The organism is Haemophilus pittmaniae (genome assembly GCF_900186995.1).
Taxonomy (GTDB): domain Bacteria; phylum Pseudomonadota; class Gammaproteobacteria; order Enterobacterales; family Pasteurellaceae; genus Haemophilus_D; species Haemophilus_D pittmaniae.
In genome coordinates, this window is sequence record NZ_LT906463.1 from 1,213,494 (window position 1) to 1,232,913 (window position 19,420).

Here is a 19,420-nt window from a genome sequence, read left to right on the forward strand (position 1 = left end):
GCGCCCGTTATTCACGTGCGCCTTGCGCGTTGGATTAGCCCTGCGCGTCGAGGAAACGCTCGGCATCTAAAGCAGCCATACAGCCTGAACCTGCTGAGGTGATCGCTTGACGATAATTGTGATCCATCACATCGCCTGCCGCAAATACGCCTTCTACGGAAGTTGCGGTAGCATTGCCTTCAAGACCGGATTTCACCACGATATAGCCATTATTCAATGCCAACTGACCTTGGAAGATTTCCGTATTGGGCGCATGGCCGATGGCGATAAATAGGCCATCTAGAGATAATTCTTCGGTTTCTTGGTTGTTGACATTTTTCAGCCGAACGCCGGTAACGCCCATGTTATCGCCTAACACTTCGTCCAAAGTGCGTTCGGTGTGCAGAATAATTTTGCCTTCTTCGACTTTTTTATAGAGACGGTCGATTAAGATTTTTTCTGCACGGAAGCTGTTACGACGGTGAATCAAATGCACTTCGGCGGCAATGTTGGCCAAATACAAAGCTTCTTCCACGGCAGTGTTGCCTCCGCCCACAACGGCTACCGGTTTATTGCGATAGAAGAATCCATCACAGGTGGCACAGGCAGATACACCGCGACCTTTATAGGCGCTTTCCGACTCCAATCCGATATAGCGGGCGGAGGCACCAGTAGCAATGATTAAGGCATCACAGCTGAAGGTCTGGGTGTCACCGTAGAGTTTAAATGGACGGCTGGATAAATCGACGCGGTTGATATGATCGAAGACGATTTCCGTCTCGAATTTTTCTGCGTGTTGTAACATACGTTGCATTAAGCCAGGACCGGTGGTCATTTCAAAATCGCCCGGCCAGTTTTCAATTTCATCGGTGGTGGTCAATTGGCCACCCTGTTGCAGACCGGTAACCAATACCGGTTTTAAATTGGCGCGAGCCGCGTAAATGGCCGCGGTATAACCGGCTGGGCCGGAACCTAAAATGAGTAATTTGCTGTGTTTAACGTCTGACATAAAAATCCTACTTATTTCATCTGTTTTGTGGCCGACCATTATAGGGGCTCATAATAAAAAAGCGATCTTTCAGGGATGAAAATTACTAATAAAGTAATGAATAAAGCAATCGGCGATATTTATTAGTGAGCGGTTCACTATTCCCAAGAGCCGCTAAAATGGACAAAAATTGTTGTTTAACTTCACCGCCAGCAGCCCCTAAATCACTTTTTAAGATCCCAAACAGCAGTTCCAGCGCTTCTTCGTTACGATTGGCTTGATGCAGTTGAATGGCTAGTTTTAGGGCAATTTCCGCAGTTGGATGATTGGCATAATCGGCCTGTAATTGTTGTATTTCCGGTGTGTTGGCTGCTTTGATGAGTAACTCGATTTGTGCCTGTAAACCATTCCAACGACTGTCTCTATCTTGGATAGGAATTTGCGCCAATATTTCACTAGCTGGTTCAGTTTTTTTCATGGCGATGTAGGTTTCAGCGTAGAGCAGGGCAACATCGGAATTTTTCTTATCGGAAAGTTCCCAAGCTTCTTTTAATAGTGGTAAGGCTGAGGCGTAATCTTCTAATTGCAAAAAATCCAAGGCTTTCTGAAATTTGAGATCCTCTTCCTTTGGCAAAATAACACTTAAACGTTGTAATAAAGTGGTTTCGTCCAAGGCTCCTGGAAAGGCATCTAAGGCTTGAGCTTGTTTGAAAAGGTAGGTAGTCGGTAAGGCCTGAATGCGAAATTGGGCTGCGATCATTTGTTCTTGTTCGCAGTTGACTTTAGCCAATATAAATTGCCCTTGATAGCGTTCGGCAATTTGCTGTAGCAAAGCGCTAAAATTAGCCGATTCGGGATGACTTGGCGCATAGAACGTTAGAACCAAAGGGGTTTCCAGGGAGCGCTGTAGAATGTCGTTCAGATTTACTTCAGTAACATCGACAATAAAAGAAAAATCAGCCATTTTTATTCCTTGTTTGAGAAAAAATAATGGCTGATTTTAGCAAATCATCTCAGCTTTTTAAAAGCTGAAAAGAAGGCTTAGAGAATAATGCTACCGATGAGGGAAAGACCAAATCCCACTAAACCGATTAATGTTTCCTGTACAGTCCAAGTTTTGAACATGGTTTTGGTATCAATCTCCAAGAAGCGGCTGACTAACCAGAATCCGCTATCGTTCACATGAGCAAGTACGGTTGCGCCGGAAGCGATAGAAATTACGATAAAGCAGAGGTCAAATTGGCTTAAACCTGTAGTGGCTGCCACGGTTGGCGCAATGAGTGCCGAGGTGGTAGTAATTGCCACGGTAGCAGAACCTTGTGCCACCCGTAATGCGGTAGAGATTAAGAACGCTGCAACGATCACCGGCATACCTGTATCGGTTAGCATTTGTGCTAATACATCGCCAATACCGCTAGCACGCAATACCCCACCAAACATACCACCGGCACCGGTAACTAGTACGATGGCACAAATTGGGCCAAGGGCGTTATCACAGATTTTTTCAATTTGCTCGTAAGAACGTTGTTCTTTTAATAATAGAATGGATACAACCAAGGTAATCAATAAGGCAACCGGGGTTTTACCAAGTAAGCGTAAGCTTTCTACCCATAATTGTGAACCATCGACTACTTTCGCTACGGATAGGGTATTTAATACGGTATCCAACATGATTAATACCAATGGCAATAAGAGGATCAATAAAACCTTCCTAAAGCTTGGTGGATTTATGACGGCAGTTTCATTAATTGGCATCGAATTAAGGAAGCTTTTTGGTAAATCAAGGTGTAATTTTTTACCTAAATAAGTCCCGTATAAATAGGTGGCGAAGTACCAGGTTGGAATAGTGAGTACAACTCCCACTAAGGTTAGTAGACCAATGTTGGCTCCTAATAGGTCACCTGCGGCAACTGGACCTGGATGCGGCGGTAAGAATGCGTGGGTTACCGCAAATGCACCGGCAGCCGGAAAGGCATAGCGATACAGCGAACCACCAAATTGTTTTGCTACGCTAAAGATAATCGGTAGCATCACAACCAAACCGGCATCAAAGAAAATCGGGAAACCAAATAGCAAAGAGGCAACACCTAACGCAAAAGGTGCCCGTTTTTCACCGAATTTATTAATCAGCGTATCGGCCAATACTTTGGCGCCACCGGTAATCTCTAATAGACGACCAATCATCGCGCCAAGCCCCACCAATAAAGCAACTGAGGCTAAAGTATTACCGAAACCGGTTAATAAGGTCGGTAGAATTTGATTCACCGGAATGCCGGCAGCTAAGGCAGTCAGTAAACTGACGGTAATCAACGCAACGAATGCATGCACTCTGAATTTGATAATCATCACCAAGAGTAATGCGATGGATGCGACTAAAATGAAAATCAGCATAATATCCTCCAGTAAATCAAACGGCAGCCAACATACCGCCATCAACGAAGATCAATTGTCCGTTGACAAAATCGGATGCTTTGGATGAGAGGAATACTGCCGCGCCAATCAACTCTTCAGGATTTCCCCAGCGAGCCGCTGGAGTCCGTTTGCATAACCAGTCGCTGAATTCTTTATTCTCAACCAAGGGTTGGGTGAGCTCCGTTTTAAAGTAACCAGGGGCGATACCATTCACTTGGATGTTATAGCGGGCTAATTCGACACACATTCCGCGAGTTAACATTTTGACCGCACCTTTAGAAGCGGCATAAGGTGTGATGGTATCGCGACCTAATTCGCTTTGCATGGAGCCAATATTAATAATTTTTCCTTGTTGGCGTTTTACCATGTGTCTTGCTACCGCCTGCGATACGATGAAGACGGCTTTTTGGTTGACTTTAATGATGTCGTCAAAATCCTTTTCCGGGAAATCGCAGAATGGATGACGACGTTGAATGCCCGCATTGTTTATTAATACATCAATCGGGCCGATTTGCTGTTCAATTTGTTCAATAGCTTGGTGGACAGCCTCAGTGTTTGTTACATCAAAGGCTACGGCATGAGCTACATAGCCTTTATTACGCAATTCTTCGGCTACGGCTTGGGTTTTTTCTTGATTGGTACCATTAATAATGACTTCGGCGCCATATTCGGCTACGCCTTGAGCCAAGAGATTACCAATACCGCGGGTAGAACCGGTGATTAATATCCGTTTTCCTTTAAGTGAAAATAAGTTATTCATCATGCATCCTCAATCGTTAAAATGTGAGTTGAACTTTGGAAATAACGGATTTATTACCCGCTACTTCAAGGGCTTGTTGGAAATCGGTATAAGGGAAAACCGCGGATAACAGTGGTAACGGATCCACTTTACCGGAGCTTAGCCATTCAACCGAGGTATTGAATTCTTCAATAAATCGGAATGAGCCTTTCCAGTTAATTTCTTTGGCTATTAAAGTCATGACAGGGAAATCTGGCACATTACTGCCCATGCCGATTTGTACGATAGTGCCGCGGGCTTTGGTGACTTCAAGACAGCGTTGAATTGATGATGGATGGCCGGCAGCTTCGAAGGACACATCGAATACACCTTTATGGGCAGAATATTGGCTGAAATCCTCGTTAGCATTTAATATTTTGGTAGCTCCCATCTGGGTGGCGATTTCTAGGCAGCGTTCACTGAGATCGCTACACACAATTTCTTTCGCGCCTAGGGCTTTTGCGGCTGCAACAACTAAACAACCGATAGGACCGACTCCGGAAACAAACACTGTTTTATCGGTTAAGTCACCTGCTTGCTTGGCCGCATGAATGGCTACCGCAAAAGGTTCGGCAAATGCCATTACATCATCTGGAGCATCTTGCGGATAATCAATGCATTGGCTATTGTCAACCACTTTAAATTGGGTAAAACCACCGTCGACATGTGGGTTATACATCGCACTACCAAAGAAACGCATGGATTCGCATTGGTTGGTGTCGCCCGCTAGGCAGTATTTACAAGTCAAACAGGGTTTACTTGGATTAATTGCGACTTTTTGGCCGACATAGAGATTTGGTGCATTGGTTTTGAGGACTTTACCGATCACTTCATGCCCCAAAATCATAGGGTGTTTGACTGCATAGTTACCGACTTTTCCGTGTTGATAATAATGTAAATCGGAACCACAAATTCCGCCGCGGGTAATTTCAACTAAAGTATGCTCGCGATCCGTTTCATCATAATCAACGGTTTGTTTGATGATATCGAGGCTTTTGGCCCCTTTCACAACACAAGACAACGTTTCTATGGACATAATTTCCCCCTGCAGGTGATAAAGTTACGGGTAACATACCGTTACGCAGAAAATGGGTAAAGGTGAAATGATCAGAAATGTGACAAACTTCAAAATATTTTAAATATGGTTTAATAAAAATTTATTCCATTAGAAAAAAATAGTGATCTGTATCACAGAAAATAATGTTACTGGTAACATTTCTAATAAAATTCAGGTATGTTGACGGAAAAAGATGGAGGAATATCCAATGGCAAAAGGTAAAAGCTTTATTTTAATGGGAGTTTCCAGCACCGGTAAGACATCGGTTGGAACAGAAGTTGCCCGTCGCTTGGGAATTAAATTAATTGATGGAGATGATCTTCACCCGAGAGCCAACATTATCAAAATGGGACAAGGATACCCATTAAATGATGCGGATCGCGCGCCTTGGTTGGAACGTATCCGCGATGCGGCTTTTAGTTTGGAACAAAAAAGCGAAGTCGGCATTATCGTGTGTTCGGCTTTGAAGAAACAGTATCGGAATTTGATCCGTGATGGTAACGACAGCGTAAAATTCCTATTTTTAGAAGGTCCATTTGATTTAGTGTTGGCACGCATGAAGCAGCGTAAAGGGCATTACATGAAAACGGAAATGTTGAAAAGTCAGTTCGAAACTTTAGAGATTCCTGGAGCAGATGAACCTGATGTCATGCATATCGATATTGATGGCTCCTTTGAGGAGGTTGTACAGCGCTGTATTGATGCATTACGCCCATTATTGGCTTAAGTCCGCTATTAGTCGGATTAAATACTTTCCCCTAGATGGATTTGGTAGCCCAAATCCATTATTTTTTGTTCTATAGGTTGGCCCTCTAGACGAGCCAATAATTCCTGTGCCGCTAGGCGTCCCATTTCCAAACGTGGTGTAACCACGGTGGCAAGCTGTGGGCTGACCGAATAACCAACATCATGGCCATGGAAACCGGCGATAGCAACTTGCTCAGGGACTTTTATGCCTAAGCGCTGACATTCAAATAGAGCACCAATCGCTAAGTCATCATTCGTACAGAAAATACCATCGGTTTGCGGACGGCGTTGCAGAATTTTACGCAATTGCTGCGCTCCCAAAGTAAAAGATGAAGGTTGTTCGGTAATTAAACTATAGGGTTCCAATCCATGTTTTTTCATGGCTTGTTCGTAGCCCTGCATTTTAAGTTGAGTGCGTTTATCCATACGGGCGGTAAAATACACCACATGTTGGTGTCCCCGCATAATCATGGTTTCTACAATTTCCTGAGCAGCTGCAACATTATCAAACCCAATAACCTGTTGAATGCCCGGTTGTGAGCTATCCATGATTTCAATAACCGGAATATTGGCGATTTGCAACATTTTTAGGGTTCTCAAGGAATGAAAATTTTCCGATAAAATTAATCCATCAATATTGTAGGAAAGCAGACTTTCAATACGTTCTTCTTCCTTTTTCGCACTATATCCGTAGTGCCCCAACATGGTTTGGTAGCCGGCTTGATCGGTAACCAGCTCAATGCCTTTGAGCACATCGGCAAATACATGATTGGTGAGTGAAGGAAGCAACACGCCGATCGCTTTACTTTTGGCATTGGACAAAATGTCTGGTGCGCGATTCGGAATATAGCCGAAGTGTTCGATTGCCGCGGCAATTTTTTCGCGGGTTTCTGGGGCGACTGCAGTTGGGTTACGCAAATAACGGCTCACGGTCATTTTGGTGATGCCGAGGTGGTTGGCAATATCTTGTAAAGTAGGGCGTCGATGCTTCATTAGAAATTAAACTACAAAAAATAATCGGGAAGTATAGCAAAAACTCCGTATTTTCCACCGCATTTTTCACTAAAAGCAGGTATAATCGCGACTCTTGTTGTTAATAAAAGGAATGCTAATGACTGAAGATATTCGTTTAACTCAGTACAGCCACGGAGCGGGTTGAGGCTGTAAAATTTCGCCTAAGGTGTTAGGGACAATTTTACAAAGCGAACTGGAAAAATTTACTGATCCGCGCTTATTGGTGGGTAATGAAACCGCTGATGATGCCGCGGTATATGATTTAGGCAATGGTATTGGCATTATCAGTACCACTGACTTTTTTATGCCCATTGTCGATGATCCTTTTGATTTTGGCCGTATCGCTGCAACCAATGCGATTAGCGACATTTTTGCTATGGGCGGCAAGCCGATTATGGCGATTGCGATTCTTGGTTTCCCGATTAACGTATTACCGCCGGAAGTCGCGCAAAAGATTGTTGATGGTGGCCGCGCAGCTTGCCATGAAGCCGGTATATCATTGGCTGGAGGACACTCAATTGACGCGCCAGAGCCTATTTTTGGTTTAGCGGTAACCGGTGTGATTGATACTGCAAGGGTCAAACGTAATGCTTCCGCACAGGCTGGTTGCAAACTGTATCTCACTAAGCCATTAGGTATTGGTGTGCTTACTACGGCCGAGAAGAAGGGGAAATTAAAACCAGAACATCGGGGATTGGCGACTGCGGCGATGTGTCAAATGAACAGTATCGGTAGTCAATTTGCTGATTTACCTGGCGTGACTGCGATGACCGATGTTACCGGTTTCGGTTTATTAGGACATTTAGCAGAAATTTGTGAAGGCTCCGGCGTGAATGCTCGGGTACACTTTGACCAGGTGCAAACCCTTGATGGAGTACCGGAATATATCGCTGCAGGTTGTGTACCGGGGGGAACAAATCGTAATTTTGAAAGCTATGGCCACAAAATAGGTCCGTTAAGCGATTATCAAAAAGCGGTGCTTTGTGATCCGCAAACCTCTGGTGGGTTGCTGGTGGCGATCAAACCGGAAGCTGAACAGGCACTGCTAGCTATCGCTGAAAAGGCGGGGATTGCGATTTATCCGGTGGGAGAATTGATTGCACCGCGGGATGGCGTCGTGGTCGAGGTGGTGTAAAACGCCCCCTCGATTTTTAGAGTTTTTGCTAAAAATAAGCCTAAACCATTGATTTTACTAATATTTGTCTAAAAATCGCTTTTTCCTGCGATAATATAGGCTAAGTAATAAAAAACGCGCTTGAGGAATATCCTCAGGCGCGTTTTTTATGCCATTAAAATTTATTTTTTCGGATTTTCGTCACATTTGTTGATATCGCTACATTTACCATACAGATACAAGCTGTGGGCTTTTAGCTTGATGCCGTATTGTTCGCTGATTTCCTTTTGGCGTTGTTCGATAACACTGTCGTTAAATTCAAACACTTTGCCACAATCTTCACAAATAATGTGATCATGATGCTGGGTTGGTGCCAATTCAAAGACGGATTTGTTTCCCTCAAAGTTGTGGCGGATTAAAATATGGGCTTCATCAAACTGATTGAGAACGCGATACACCGTTGCAAGACCAATCTCACTTCCTTGCTCCAACAAAATTTTGTACACATCTTCCGCAGAAAAGTGCTCATTTTTGCGACCTTGCATTAATTCCAAAATGGTTAATCGCGGTTCAGTAATTTTTAAGCCGGCTTTTTTCAGCAGTTTAACATTTTCTTCAGACATAGCGTTCCCTTAATTTTATTGTGTTTAGCGTTAAGCTAATTCCGCCAAACACATTTCGTCATAAATTTGTTTCGTCCATTTTTCGACACGTTCGGCAGTCAATTCAGGTTGACGATCTTCATCAATGCACAAACCGATGAAAGTACCTGGTTCTAATAATGCTTTGGACTCTTCGAAACTATAACCATCGGTTGGCCAATGGCCGACCACAATTGCACCACGAGGTTCAACGATATCGCGAATTGTGCCGATGGCGTCGCAGAAATAATCGGCGTAGTCTTCTTGGTCACCGCAACCGAAAATAGCCACTAATTTGTCGGTGAAATCAATTTCTTCTAAGGTTGGGAAAAAATCATCCCAGTCTGCTTGTGCTTCACCGTAATACCAGGTTGGAATTCCGAACAGTAGAAAATCATAGGCTTCGATATCTTCTTTACTGCTTTTGGCTATATCGCGAATATCGACTAATTCGCTACCTAATTGTTTTTGTATCATTTTGGCAATATTTTCTGTATTGCCGGTGTCACTGCCATAAAATAAGCCAACAACTGCCATTTGTTCTTTCCTTTTAATCACATAAAATTGGTTGAAAATAGAGGTAATAACCTCACAATTTGCGTGGCACTATAACATAAAGTGATTATCATTTAAACATATTCATTCTTATTTAGAAATCGCTCAATCGCTCGAATCACAAAGGGCGGTTTTTCGGCATGAGCCCAGTGTCCGCAACCGTTGATCGTGAATGAGGAGGCATTCGGAAACTGCGCTAAAATCTGTTCGCTAAATTGTGGTTGGATATAGGATGAATTGCCACCCTTAATAAATAGTGTCGGCACTACAGCATACACTTCCTGCCATCCCATGAGATGATCGTAGTTGGCAAATAAGCCACTCAGATTAAAACGGAAGGATTCCGGTGCTTGAGCCGAGAAGGATTTAAGCATAAATTGCACGACGCTTTCATCGTTTATGGCTTTTTCTAAAATCGGTTTTGCCTGTTGGCGGGTTTCTACCTTAGCATCTTTGACTGCAAATAATCCTTGGAAGATTGGAGCGTGTTCGCGATGGCTATAAGTCACAGGGGCGATATCAATGACAATTAGCTTGCTGATCCGTTGTGGTGCCATGGCCGCTAAAGTCATTGCGGTTTTTCCGCCCATCGAGTGGCCGATTAAAATCACTTGCGATAAATGCAAGTTATCCAAGACTGCCAGCAGATCTTGTGCCATCAAAGCGTAGTTCATTTCAGTAGTGTGAAAACTCTCGCCGTGATTACGTAAATCGACGCGTAAAATATTGTAGTGATCGCTAAACGCCCGAGCGATTATTCCAAGATTATTCATATCGCCGAATAAACCGTGAATAAAAACCAGCGTTTGTGGATTAATTGCTTGTTTTGCTTGATGAAATTGGAAGTTTAATAATTGGCTTGCAGACATATTTTTTAGGTGAGAAATTTTCCGAAGTCGTTATAATAGAGTGAAAATTCTAGCAAATGGAGCATAAGAAATGAAGATTATCGAAGTGGATGAAGAGTTATATCAATATATTGCGGGTCAAACCCAATCGATTGGCGAAAGTGCATCCGATATTCTTCGTCGTTTGCTCCATTTACCACAAGCCGCTGCATTGGGTGAGGTGTTTACCTTAGTGCCGCCGGAAAGCAAAGCCGCCGAACAAACCGTATCGGTTAATTCTCCAAAATCAGAGCCTGAAAAGCCGGTTGTTGATTCTCCAGCCTTTGATGAGCCGGTAAAAACGATCAAAAAACAATCTGATGGTGCTATTCAACAAACCGTTGATAAAGTCTTGGCATTATTGAATTCCACCGAATTTAAGGAAGAAACTAAAGCTGTGATTCGTTTCTTGGCTATTTTACGGGTGCTTTATCGTACCGATCCGGAAAGTTTTGCCTTAGCTACCGAATCATTACAAGGCCGCACTCGGGTTTATTTTGCCCGCGATGAAGGAACCTTATTGATGGCTGGTAATCACACTAAACCAAAACAAATTCCGGATACGCCTTATTGGGTGATTACCAATACTAATAGTGGCCGTAAAATGCTGATGCTGGAGGGGGCAATGCAATCCATGAATTTACCTGAATCTTTGATTAATGAAGTGCGTAACTACTTTGTCGCCAACTAATTTACCTTGGCTGCAATATTCAGCCGATTCGCAGTTTTCCCATAGACCCGCCTTGCGCACCACGCAGGGCGGCGTTGTTAGTTGGGGGCAAGTAGCAGAAAAAATTAATTTAACCGCGGGATTTTTACAGCATAAAGGTGTTGCTCGTGGAAATTTAGTCGCGTTTTGCGGAAAAAATAGTGAAAAAGGGCTATTTTTATATCTAGCAACAATTGCACTTGGGGCAAAAGTCGTGGGGATTAATCCGGCTTTTCCCGCAGATAAAATAGAATTGTTGTGTAGTGAATTAGCGGTTGATTTTTGTTTTTCCGAAGCGGATATCGACGAATGCGCTTTGATTGCTCCCTTACCAAATTTCTCATCAGCCGAACCGGCAACCTTGACCCTCACCTCCGGCTCCTCCGGGATGCCCAAAGCAGCGGTTCACAACGTATCTGCACATTTAGCGAATGCTCTAGGTGTTTGTGAATTAATGAATTTTACTGCGGATTCTTCCTGGCTATTTTCTTTGCCGCTTTATCATGTATCGGGGCAAGGCATCGTTTGGCGCTGGTTATCTGTCGGTGGTGAATTAGTTTTTCCACAGGCGGATTTTTATCAAACATTAAATAGTGTAACCCATGCTTCTTTAGTACCTACTCAGGTGCAACGTTGGTTAGCTTATTTGGCTCAGCATTCACAAAAACCGCAAACTAAAGCAGTATTGCTCGGCGGCAGTCGGATTCCACTGGAATTAGGTAATCAATTGGCTCATTGGGATGTGATAGCATTCAATGGTTATGGTTTGACGGAAATGGCTTCAACGGTTTGTGCTAAAGTTTTTAACGGTAAAGAGGGAGTTGGGTTGCCGTTATCCGGTCGACACCTCAAATTAGTTGGAGATGAAATTTATTTAAGTGGTGCCGGTATGGCGTTAGGATATTGGCAGCACGGTGAAATAGTATCCTTGGCAAACGCAGAAGGTTTTTTCCCAACTAAGGATAAAGGCGCTTGGTTGGACAATGAATGGCATTGCCTAGGACGTATCGATAATATGTTTATTTCCGGTGGTGAAAATATTCAACCGGAAGAAATTGAACAGTTAATCTTACAATGGCCAGAAGTAAAACAGGCTTTTGTATTACCACAAAATGATTCGGAATTCGGCCAGCGGCCGGTTGCGCTATTGGAGTTTGTGGATGATTACTCAGAATCTGCGGTAATCCGTTTACGCGATTTCTTACAAGGGCGTTTGGAACGTTTTAAACAACCAATTGCCTATTACCCGTTACCCCAATTTAATGATGGCGCGATTAAACTTTCGCGTAGCCGCCTTGCCGATTGGCTGGCACAACAAGGAAAATCAGCAAAATAATGAGTCTATTTAATTCTTCCAGTAAATGGCGGAGCCTCTGGGCTGTAGCCGGTTTGGCATTGTGTATCGGTTTACCGGTAAATGCAGATACTGCAGCGAATACGTTGCCGACAGAAAAAGCCCTTAAAAGTGATTTGACTAATGCGCAAAAATTGCCGGATGGCGATGATAAAAACACGCTTATTTCGACGATTCAAGGCTCTTTGGATTTATTAAAACAAATTCAAACTCAACAAAAAGCCAATGATGACCTACAAAATACGATTGCGGCCGCTGACGCTGAAATTCAAAAAAATAATAATGACGCGCAAACCTTTAAGAAACAATTGGGAACAGCGAAAAGCAGCGATTACAACAATGTTTCCGTGGATGACTTACAAGAGTTATTGGAAAAACTCACTGCTCAACAACAGCAGACACAAACGGATTTAAGTACTGCTAATGGTTTATTAAGTAGTCAAAATTCAGTTTCTGAACGGGCACAAACCGCATTGACCGAAAATTTACAACGCACCCAAAATATTAATCAAGCACTCGCCAATAGCTCAACCTCTTCAGCACAAAAACAGCAATATCAATTAGAGTTAAATTTAATCGAGCTCAAAAATGCCTATAACCAAATTATGTTGAAAAATAGCGATTTGCTTACCGTGCTATATCAAAGTCGTTATGATTTGCTCAACCTAAAATTACAGCTACAGCAACAGCAATTCAGCGCCGTACAGGAGCAAATCAACCAACGTAATTTGGCTCAATCGAAGGATCAGGTTCAACAGGTTCAACAGCAGCAACAAGGAGCTTCTACTACCAGCGATTATGTTCAACAGGAATTGGATCGTAATGCTCAATTAAGTCAGTTATTGCTGCAACAAACTGAAAAAACTAACAGTTTGTCGCAGGATGAATTACGCATGAGTAATGTGTTGGATAACCTGAAACAGACCCAACATACTATCGATGAGCAGATCAGTGCATTGCAGGGTACTTTAGTGCTTTCCCGGATTATCCAGCAACAAAAACAGCGATTACCAACCAATCTGAATATCCAAGGACTTTCCAAACAAATCGCCGATCTGCGAGTTAAGATTTTTGATATTACGCAGAAACGTAACGAACTTTACGATGTGGATGCTTACATCAATAAATTACAACAGGATGAAGGACAAACCTTTAGCAATACTGAAAAAACGCAACTGAAAAATTTATTGACGGAACGCCGCAAGATTTCTACGGATGTGATTAAGTCCTTAAATAATCAGTTAAATTTGGCAATTAACTTAGAACTGACCCAACAACAGATTACGCAAATTAGTGATCAGTTACAGTCTAAATTGGATCAGCAAAGCTTTTGGGTAAAAAGTAACAATCAAATCAATCTGGATTGGTTCAAAATGTTGCCGGGAGCCTTAAGAGCCCAATTTGATGGCATTGGTAAAAAACTTGGTTTTATTAATGATCCGGGTGATGCCCCTTACTTATTTGGTTTTGTATTTTTATTGGCGGCCATTGGTGGGGTTATCTTTAAATTTAGGGAATGGATTAAGCATCGTTTATCGTTAATTCATGGAGAAATCAATACTTTACGCGGCGATAGTCAATGGCATACACCGATTGCACTGTTGTTGACGGCGTTGCTTTCCCTTTCCGGTGCACTATGGTTTTTAGCATTCTGTCTACCGATAGGCTTTTTCTTCTTTAAAAACCCGTCGGAATTTTGGAATTGGTCGTTGCAAATGGCGGTTTATTGGTGGTTTTTCTCCTTTGCCTTAGCCATTTTACGTCCTAATGGTATTGCGGTACGCCATTTCGGTTTTTCACAAGATAACGCAGATCGCATGCGGGGCGTTACTAAACGTATTATTGTATTAGTGGTAATGCTGTTAAATACCTCCATCTTCAGTAATGCGGTGGATAGCGGCATTACAGGTGATGTCATGGGCGAGATCATTACCATTGTGGCGTTATTATTCTGCATCATTATTGTGGCGCCACGTTTCCGTAAAGCGACCGAAAATCTGCAGGACAGTTTAGCGCAGACAGATGGTGATTCGATCATTATGCGCTTGGTGCGGATTGCGATTCTATTGATGCCGATAATCCTAATTGTGTTAGTGTCGGTCGGCTATTATTACACCGCCCTTATTTTGATTAACCATATTATTAAAACCTACATTGCTTGGGTGGTTTGGATATTAATCCGGCGCACTATTTATCGGGGCATTTCCGTTGCTTCCCGTCGTTTAGCGTATCGCCGTTTACAGGAAAAACGTCGTCAACAGCAGGCGTCTAGCAGTAATGGCGAAAATGGTTCCGGTGAAGATGTGGTACAAATTAGCGAGCAGGAAGAAGGATTGGCAATCAATCAAGTACGTAGCCAATTGACCTCCTTTGCCGATCTCTTTATTTGGACAGCATTACTGGTCATCTTCTATTATGTGTGGTCAGATTTACTCACGGTGGCAAGCTATTTGCAGGGCGTAACCCTTTGGTCTCAAACCACCACCACCGATGCGGGAACGGTCACCGAAATTATTTCGTTGTTTAATCTATTAGTTGCTTCAGTTATTTTATTGATTACCTATATTTTGGTGCGCAACCTTTCGGGGATTTTAGAAGTACTAATTTTCTCACGGATTAAACTCTCACAAGGAACGCCTTACACTATTGTTACCTTGCTCACTTATGCGATTGTTGCAATTGGGGGAGCTTGGGCGTTTGCGACCCTAGGGATGTCCTGGTCTAAATTACAATGGTTATTTGCCGCGTTGTCGGTGGGGTTGGGTTTCGGTATGCAGGAAATTTTTGCTAACTTTGTGTCCGGTATCATCTTGTTATTCGAACGGCCGATTCGGGTGGGCGATACGGTAACCATCAATGGTTCCACCGGTACGGTATCGAAAATCCGTATTCGCGCTATCACCTTAATTGATGCGGATCGTAAGGAAGTGATCGTACCGAATAAATCCTTTGTGACCGGAGAGGTGACTAACTGGGCGTTAACCAACCCAATTACCCGCGTGGTAATTTCCGTTGGGGTAGCCTATGGCACAGATTTGAATTTGGTGAAAAAATTATTATTACAGGCAGCCGCGGAGCAACCGAATATCCTTAAGGATCCAGAACCCCGTGCTTTGTTTATGGCCTTTGGTGCCAGCACCTTGGATCATGAATTACGTGTGTATATTGCACAGGTGGCAGAACGAACCAACACCATTGATGCGCTGAATCGTCGGGTGAATGATATTTTGACGGAAAATGGTGTAGATATCGCCTTCAATCAATTGGATATTTTTATCAAAAATAAAACCACCGGTGAGGAAATTCCTTTTGTTGATGCGACCAAATTAGGGATCATCAAGGAATAAATCGATTTTTAAGTCAATTATAATAAAATCAATGACTTAGGTGTTATTTTTAAGAAAACTTATTTTTTCAAGGGGGCGTTTATAAGCTCCCACACACATAAAAAAGAGAGCATATTATGGCAGGCAACAGCATCGGACAATTATTTCGGGTGACCACCTTTGGTGAGTCACATGGTATCGCTTTGGGCGCTATTGTGGATGGCGTACCTCCCAACATGGCATTATCGGAAGCGGATTTACAACCGGATTTGGATCGCCGTAAACCGGGCAGTTCGCAATTTACGACAGCGCGTCGTGAAGCGGATGAAGTGCAGATTTTATCCGGTGTGTTTGAAGGAAAAACCACCGGCACGAGCATTGGTTTGTTAATTAAAAATGGCGATCAACGCTCGCAAGACTATGGCGACATCAAGGATCGTTTCCGGCCGGGACATGCGGATTTTACCTATCAGCAAAAATACGGTATTCGCGATTATCGTGGTGGTGGTCGTTCTTCCGCGCGAGAAACGGCAATGCGGGTTGCGGCGGGGGCAATTGCCAAAAAATATTTACGCGAGCAATTTGGGATTGAAGTCCGGGGTTTTTTAAGCCAAATCGGTGAGGTGAAAACACCAGTATTAGATTTGGCGGAGATTGATTGGGGCTTTGTGAATAGCAATCCGTTTTTCTGTCCAGATCAAGCAACCGCAGAAGCCTTTGAAGAACTGATTCGCGATTTGAAAAAGCAGGGGGATTCGATTGGTGCCAAATTGACCGTTGTAGCAGAACATGTACCGGCGGGACTAGGCGAACCGGTATTTGACCGTTTGGATGCCGATTTAGCCCATGCTTTAATGGGCATTAATGCGGTGAAAGGTGTGGAAATCGGAGATGGTTTTGGCGTGGTAGAACAACGTGGTAGCCAACATCGTGATGAATTAACGCCACAAGGCTTTTTATCCAATCATGCCGGTGGCATTTTAGGCGGTATCAGTTCCGGTCAACCCATTGTGGCTACTATAGCTTTAAAACCAACTTCCAGCATTACTATTCCCGGACGTTCAATTAATTTGGATGGTGAACCGGTGGAGGTCATCACCAAGGGACGTCATGATCCCTGCGTTGGAATCCGCGCAGTACCGATTGCCGAGGCGATGATGGCAATTGTGTTGTTGGATCATTTATTACGTTTTAAAGCCCAGTGCAAATAGGACATATGATGAAGTTATTCAGTAAAGGGTTAGGGCTAATCATTGCTTGTTATGCTGCAGTAAGCTTGGCATCCCCACAGGAATGGCAGGCGATTAAATGGCCGATTCCGGCACAAGATGGCAAGGCACAACCGATTGGTAGTTATTCCAATGGTTGTATTATTGGTGCCCAAGCATTGCCTTATAAAGGTGATGGCTATCAAGTCATTCGAATGAATAAAAACCGTTATTACGGGCATCCGGAGATGATCGCCTATTTACAGCGTCTTGGCGAGCGGGTGAAAGCGGCCGGTTTACCAACCATGTTGGTGGGCGATATTGCTATGCCCGGCGGCGGACGGTTTTTGACGGGACACGCCAGCCACCAAATGGGGTTAGATGCGGATATTTGGTTGCGTATGGGCACAATGTCCGATAGTGACGCGCTAAACTCTGACGGTAAAGGCCTCTTGGTTGTCGATCGGCAGGCCCAGCGGGTGGATGAACAGATTTGGAATAATAATCATGCTAAATTAATTAAATTAGCAGCGGAAGATCCCAAAGTGACACGGATTTTTGTTAATCCGGCAATTAAATTAAAACTTTGTCAAACCGCAGGCAATGATCGGAATTGGTTACATAAAATTCGTCCTTGGTTTGGTCATGACTCGCATTTCCATGTGCGTATAGCCTGTCCGAAGGATGCAACCTATTGTGAAGATCAGGCGCCTGTACCGGCGGGAGATGGTTGTGGTGATGAGCTTTATTCTTGGTTTGAGCCGGCCAAACCGAGTAGTGGTAGCAATAAACCGAAAGTAACTCCGCCGGAGCCGTTTTTATGCCAACAGGTTTTAACTTCACCAAATCGTGCTGAGTGGTTGGAGTAAGGCATGATGATGGAGTTGGGATTTGAGGTCTTTGCCCTGTTATTTATGGCCGCTTTTGTTGCCGCATTTATTGATGCGATTGCTGGTGGTGGTGGGTTGATTACTATTCCTGCCTTATTAATGACCGGTATGCCGCCAGCAATGGCATTGGGTACGAACAAACTACAGGCATTTGGTGGCGTATTATCGGCCAGTGCGTATTTTTTGCGGAAAAAGGCGGTGGATTTAAAGTCCTTTTGGTTTATTTTACTGATGATTTTTATCGGTGGTCTATTAGGTGCTTTGGTGATTCAGCGTTTGGATCCGGGATTTATAAAGATGCTGTTGCCGTTTTTGATTTTGGCAATCGGCCTTTATTTTTTATTTACCCCTAAATTGGGCGCAGATGATCGCAAGAATCGTATATCCTATGCCGCCTTTGCCTTAATTTTTGGTATAGGGCTTGGTTTTTATGATGGTTTTTTTGGACCTGGGACAGGTTCATTGATGAATTTGGCTTGCGTGCTGTTCTTGGGATTTAACTTGACCAAGTCAACTGCCCATACCAAGGTAATGAATTTATCCTCCAACTTTGCTGCATTATTAATGTTTTTGGGCGGAGGGCATATTGTATGGTCTGTCGGTTTGGTGATGATGGCCGGGGCGATGCTCGGTGCCAATTTGGGGGCCAAAATGGTGATGAGCCGGGGGCGACAACTGATCCGCCCAATGGTCGTAGTGATGTCCTTTATAATGACTCTCAAATTGTGCTATGACCAAGGTTGGTTTAATTTTTAATTTGATAATGTATGACTGATTCTCAACAACACCTTCGTTTAACTGCCCGAACCGGTTACCAACCCCATTTTACTTGGTCTTATTTATTACCTAAGTATTGGGGCATTTGGTTGGGTATGTTTTTCCTCTTATTGTTGGCTTTTGTGCCTTTTCGCTTACGCGATAAATTGGCTGCAGCTGTAGGCCGGTTGGTTGCTAAGCGGGCAGGAAAACCCAAACATCGTGCTATGGTGAATTTACGCCTGTGTTTTCCTGAATGGTCGGAAAGCAAACGTCAACAGGTGATTGAAGATATGTTTGTCGTGGTGGCGCAGGTCATGCTTGGAATTGGTGAAATTGCTGTCCGTTCGCAGCGGCATTTACAGCAACGCAGTGAGTTTATTGGGTTGGAATATATTCGCCAAGCTAAAGCGGAAGGACATAATATTATTTTAATGGTGCCTCATGGTTGGGCAATTGATGCCTCAGGGATTATTCTGCATACCCAAGGCATGCCAATGACATCTATGTATAACCCCCATCGAAACCCTTTAGTGGATTGGCTTTGGACTTTAGCCCGTCAACGCTTCGGCGGACAAATGCATGCACGGCAGAATGGTATTAAACCGTTTTTAGCGCATATTAAACAGGGACAGCTTGGTTATTATTTACCCGATGAGGATTTTGGTGCGGAGCAAAGTGTCTTCGTAGATTTTTTTGCCACCTATAAAGCCACTCTGCCAGGATTAAATAAAATGGCTAAACTGGCTAAAGCGGTGGTTATTCCTATGTTCCCTCGCTATAACGCGTCACGCGGCAAATACGAAATGGAAATTCACCCTCCAATGCAGCTGACTGACGATCCACTACAGTCGGCTCGGGCAATGAATGCTGAAATTGAAAGTTTTGTGACTCAGGATCCTGCGCAATATGTGTGGATTCTACAATTATTGCGTACCCGTCGGGATGGTAGCGATATTTACAAAATGGATTAAGCCGAGGTGTTTGGGGTTAATAGGATTAGCA

The 19,420-nt window shown here is 43.5% G+C and carries 18 protein-coding genes; 9 read left to right on the forward strand and 9 right to left on the reverse strand.

Features of this window, described 5'->3' with window-relative positions:
• Window positions 1-34: 34 nt before the first annotated feature.
• The 5 genes from trxB to idnD form a co-directional block, all read right to left on the reverse strand.
• Window positions 35-988 (reverse strand): thioredoxin-disulfide reductase, encoded by a 954-nt coding sequence (gene trxB, locus CKV74_RS06055; protein ID WP_095176868.1) that lies wholly within the window; start codon window positions 986-988, stop codon window positions 35-37.
• 85 nt (window positions 989-1,073) lie between these two features.
• Window positions 1,074-1,931 (reverse strand): co-chaperone YbbN, encoded by an 858-nt coding sequence (locus CKV74_RS06060; RefSeq protein WP_095176869.1) that lies wholly within the window; start codon window positions 1,929-1,931, stop codon window positions 1,074-1,076.
• Between the two features lie 77 nt (window positions 1,932-2,008).
• Complete coding sequence (locus tag CKV74_RS06065; RefSeq protein ID WP_007242949.1) at window positions 2,009-3,358, reverse strand: GntP family permease; 1,350 nt, start codon at window positions 3,356-3,358, stop codon at window positions 2,009-2,011.
• Between the two features lie 16 nt (window positions 3,359-3,374).
• Window positions 3,375-4,139, reverse strand: coding sequence for a gluconate 5-dehydrogenase (gene idnO / locus CKV74_RS06070; RefSeq protein ID WP_007242926.1), 765 nt, complete (start codon window positions 4,137-4,139; stop codon window positions 3,375-3,377).
• A 16-nt stretch (window positions 4,140-4,155) separates the two neighbouring features.
• Entirely contained in the window at window positions 4,156-5,193 is a 1,038-nt protein-coding gene (idnD, locus tag CKV74_RS06075) for an L-idonate 5-dehydrogenase (RefSeq protein WP_007243055.1), read from the reverse strand.
• A gap of 229 nt (window positions 5,194-5,422) precedes the next feature.
• Here idnD and CKV74_RS06080 point away from each other — a divergent pair, with 229 nt between their 5' ends.
• The gene (locus tag CKV74_RS06080) at window positions 5,423-5,941 is read left to right on the forward strand and encodes a gluconokinase (RefSeq protein WP_095177140.1); all 519 of its coding nucleotides are present in this window, start codon (window positions 5,423-5,425) and stop codon (window positions 5,939-5,941) included.
• 17 nt (window positions 5,942-5,958) lie between these two features.
• On the opposite strand, the gene gntR is transcribed toward CKV74_RS06080, so the two are convergent.
• Entirely contained in the window at window positions 5,959-6,954 is a 996-nt protein-coding gene (gene gntR, locus CKV74_RS06085) for a gluconate operon transcriptional repressor GntR (RefSeq protein WP_007243038.1), read from the reverse strand.
• 118 nt (window positions 6,955-7,072) lie between these two features.
• Here gntR and selD point away from each other — a divergent pair, with 118 nt between their 5' ends.
• Window positions 7,073-8,110 (forward strand): selenide, water dikinase SelD, encoded by a 1,038-nt coding sequence (gene selD / locus CKV74_RS06090; RefSeq protein WP_095176870.1) that lies wholly within the window; start codon window positions 7,073-7,075, stop codon window positions 8,108-8,110.
• A gap of 161 nt (window positions 8,111-8,271) precedes the next feature.
• Here selD and fur read toward each other — a convergent pair whose 3' ends face one another.
• The 3 genes from fur to CKV74_RS06105 all read right to left on the reverse strand — a co-directional run bounded on the left by fur (window position 8,272) and on the right by CKV74_RS06105 (window position 10,154).
• The gene (gene fur / locus CKV74_RS06095) at window positions 8,272-8,712 is read right to left on the reverse strand and encodes a ferric iron uptake transcriptional regulator (RefSeq protein WP_007242869.1); all 441 of its coding nucleotides are present in this window, start codon (window positions 8,710-8,712) and stop codon (window positions 8,272-8,274) included.
• A 30-nt stretch (window positions 8,713-8,742) separates the two neighbouring features.
• Complete coding sequence (gene fldA, locus CKV74_RS06100; protein WP_007242928.1) at window positions 8,743-9,267, reverse strand: flavodoxin FldA; 525 nt, start codon at window positions 9,265-9,267, stop codon at window positions 8,743-8,745.
• A gap of 92 nt (window positions 9,268-9,359) precedes the next feature.
• Complete coding sequence (locus CKV74_RS06105; protein ID WP_007242989.1) at window positions 9,360-10,154, reverse strand: alpha/beta fold hydrolase; 795 nt, start codon at window positions 10,152-10,154, stop codon at window positions 9,360-9,362.
• Window positions 10,155-10,224: 70 nt separating this feature from the next.
• On the opposite strand from CKV74_RS06105, the gene seqA reads away from it, so the two are divergent.
• The 7 genes from seqA to lpxM all read left to right on the forward strand — a co-directional run bounded on the left by seqA (window position 10,225) and on the right by lpxM (window position 19,389).
• Entirely contained in the window at window positions 10,225-10,863 is a 639-nt protein-coding gene (gene seqA, locus CKV74_RS06110; protein WP_007243039.1) for a replication initiation negative regulator SeqA, read from the forward strand.
• Window positions 10,832-12,217 (forward strand): o-succinylbenzoate--CoA ligase, encoded by a 1,386-nt coding sequence (gene menE, locus CKV74_RS06115; RefSeq protein ID WP_094188659.1) that lies wholly within the window; start codon window positions 10,832-10,834, stop codon window positions 12,215-12,217. The genes seqA and menE overlap by 32 nt, the downstream gene beginning before the upstream one ends.
• Window positions 12,217-15,582 carry a mechanosensitive channel MscK gene (gene mscK / locus CKV74_RS06120; RefSeq protein ID WP_095176871.1) on the forward strand — a complete coding sequence of 1,122 codons (3,366 nt, stop codon included), beginning with the start codon at window positions 12,217-12,219 and terminating at the stop codon, window positions 15,580-15,582. Before menE ends, mscK begins: the two co-directional genes overlap by 1 nt.
• A 116-nt stretch (window positions 15,583-15,698) precedes the next feature.
• On the forward strand, window positions 15,699-16,772 hold the full coding sequence (gene aroC / locus CKV74_RS06125; protein WP_007242861.1) for a chorismate synthase: 1,074 nt from the start codon (window positions 15,699-15,701) through the stop codon (window positions 16,770-16,772).
• Window positions 16,773-16,780: 8 nt separating this feature from the next.
• On the forward strand, window positions 16,781-17,638 hold the full coding sequence (gene mepA, locus CKV74_RS06130; protein WP_007242945.1) for a penicillin-insensitive murein endopeptidase: 858 nt from the start codon (window positions 16,781-16,783) through the stop codon (window positions 17,636-17,638).
• 9 nt (window positions 17,639-17,647) lie between these two features.
• Entirely contained in the window at window positions 17,648-18,415 is a 768-nt protein-coding gene (locus CKV74_RS06135; RefSeq protein WP_095176872.1) for a TSUP family transporter, read from the forward strand.
• 11 nt (window positions 18,416-18,426) lie between these two features.
• Window positions 18,427-19,389: a lauroyl-Kdo(2)-lipid IV(A) myristoyltransferase gene (gene lpxM, locus CKV74_RS06140; protein ID WP_007242975.1), complete on the forward strand. Its 963-nt coding sequence runs from the start codon at window positions 18,427-18,429 to the stop codon at window positions 19,387-19,389.
• Window positions 19,390-19,420 lie beyond the last annotated feature (31 nt).

Coding starts and splice junctions, on each gene's coding strand:
- CKV74_RS06065 (WP_007242949.1), bottom strand. CDS start 3,358: ATGCTGATTTTCATTTTAGTCGCATCCATCGCATTACTCTTGGTGATG.
- CKV74_RS06060 (WP_095176869.1), bottom strand. CDS start 1,931: ATGGCTGATTTTTCTTTTATTGTCGATGTTACTGAAGTAAATCTGAAC.
- fur (WP_007242869.1), bottom strand. CDS start 8,712: ATGTCTGAAGAAAATGTTAAACTGCTGAAAAAAGCCGGCTTAAAAATT.
- CKV74_RS06080 (WP_095177140.1), top strand. CDS start 5,423: ATGGCAAAAGGTAAAAGCTTTATTTTAATGGGAGTTTCCAGCACCGGT.
- idnD (WP_007243055.1), bottom strand. CDS start 5,193: ATGTCCATAGAAACGTTGTCTTGTGTTGTGAAAGGGGCCAAAAGCCTC.
- trxB (WP_095176868.1), bottom strand. CDS start 988: ATGTCAGACGTTAAACACAGCAAATTACTCATTTTAGGTTCCGGCCCA.
- aroC (WP_007242861.1), top strand. CDS start 15,699: ATGGCAGGCAACAGCATCGGACAATTATTTCGGGTGACCACCTTTGGT.
- CKV74_RS06105 (WP_007242989.1), bottom strand. CDS start 10,154: ATGTCTGCAAGCCAATTATTAAACTTCCAATTTCATCAAGCAAAACAA.
- lpxM (WP_007242975.1), top strand. CDS start 18,427: ATGACTGATTCTCAACAACACCTTCGTTTAACTGCCCGAACCGGTTAC.
- seqA (WP_007243039.1), top strand. CDS start 10,225: ATGAAGATTATCGAAGTGGATGAAGAGTTATATCAATATATTGCGGGT.
- gntR (WP_007243038.1), bottom strand. CDS start 6,954: ATGAAGCATCGACGCCCTACTTTACAAGATATTGCCAACCACCTCGGC.
- mscK (WP_095176871.1), top strand. CDS start 12,217: ATGAGTCTATTTAATTCTTCCAGTAAATGGCGGAGCCTCTGGGCTGTA.
- CKV74_RS06135 (WP_095176872.1), top strand. CDS start 17,648: ATGGAGTTGGGATTTGAGGTCTTTGCCCTGTTATTTATGGCCGCTTTT.
- mepA (WP_007242945.1), top strand. CDS start 16,781: ATGAAGTTATTCAGTAAAGGGTTAGGGCTAATCATTGCTTGTTATGCT.
- fldA (WP_007242928.1), bottom strand. CDS start 9,267: ATGGCAGTTGTTGGCTTATTTTATGGCAGTGACACCGGCAATACAGAA.
- menE (WP_094188659.1), top strand. CDS start 10,832: ATGAAGTGCGTAACTACTTTGTCGCCAACTAATTTACCTTGGCTGCAA.
- idnO (WP_007242926.1), bottom strand. CDS start 4,139: ATGAATAACTTATTTTCACTTAAAGGAAAACGGATATTAATCACCGGT.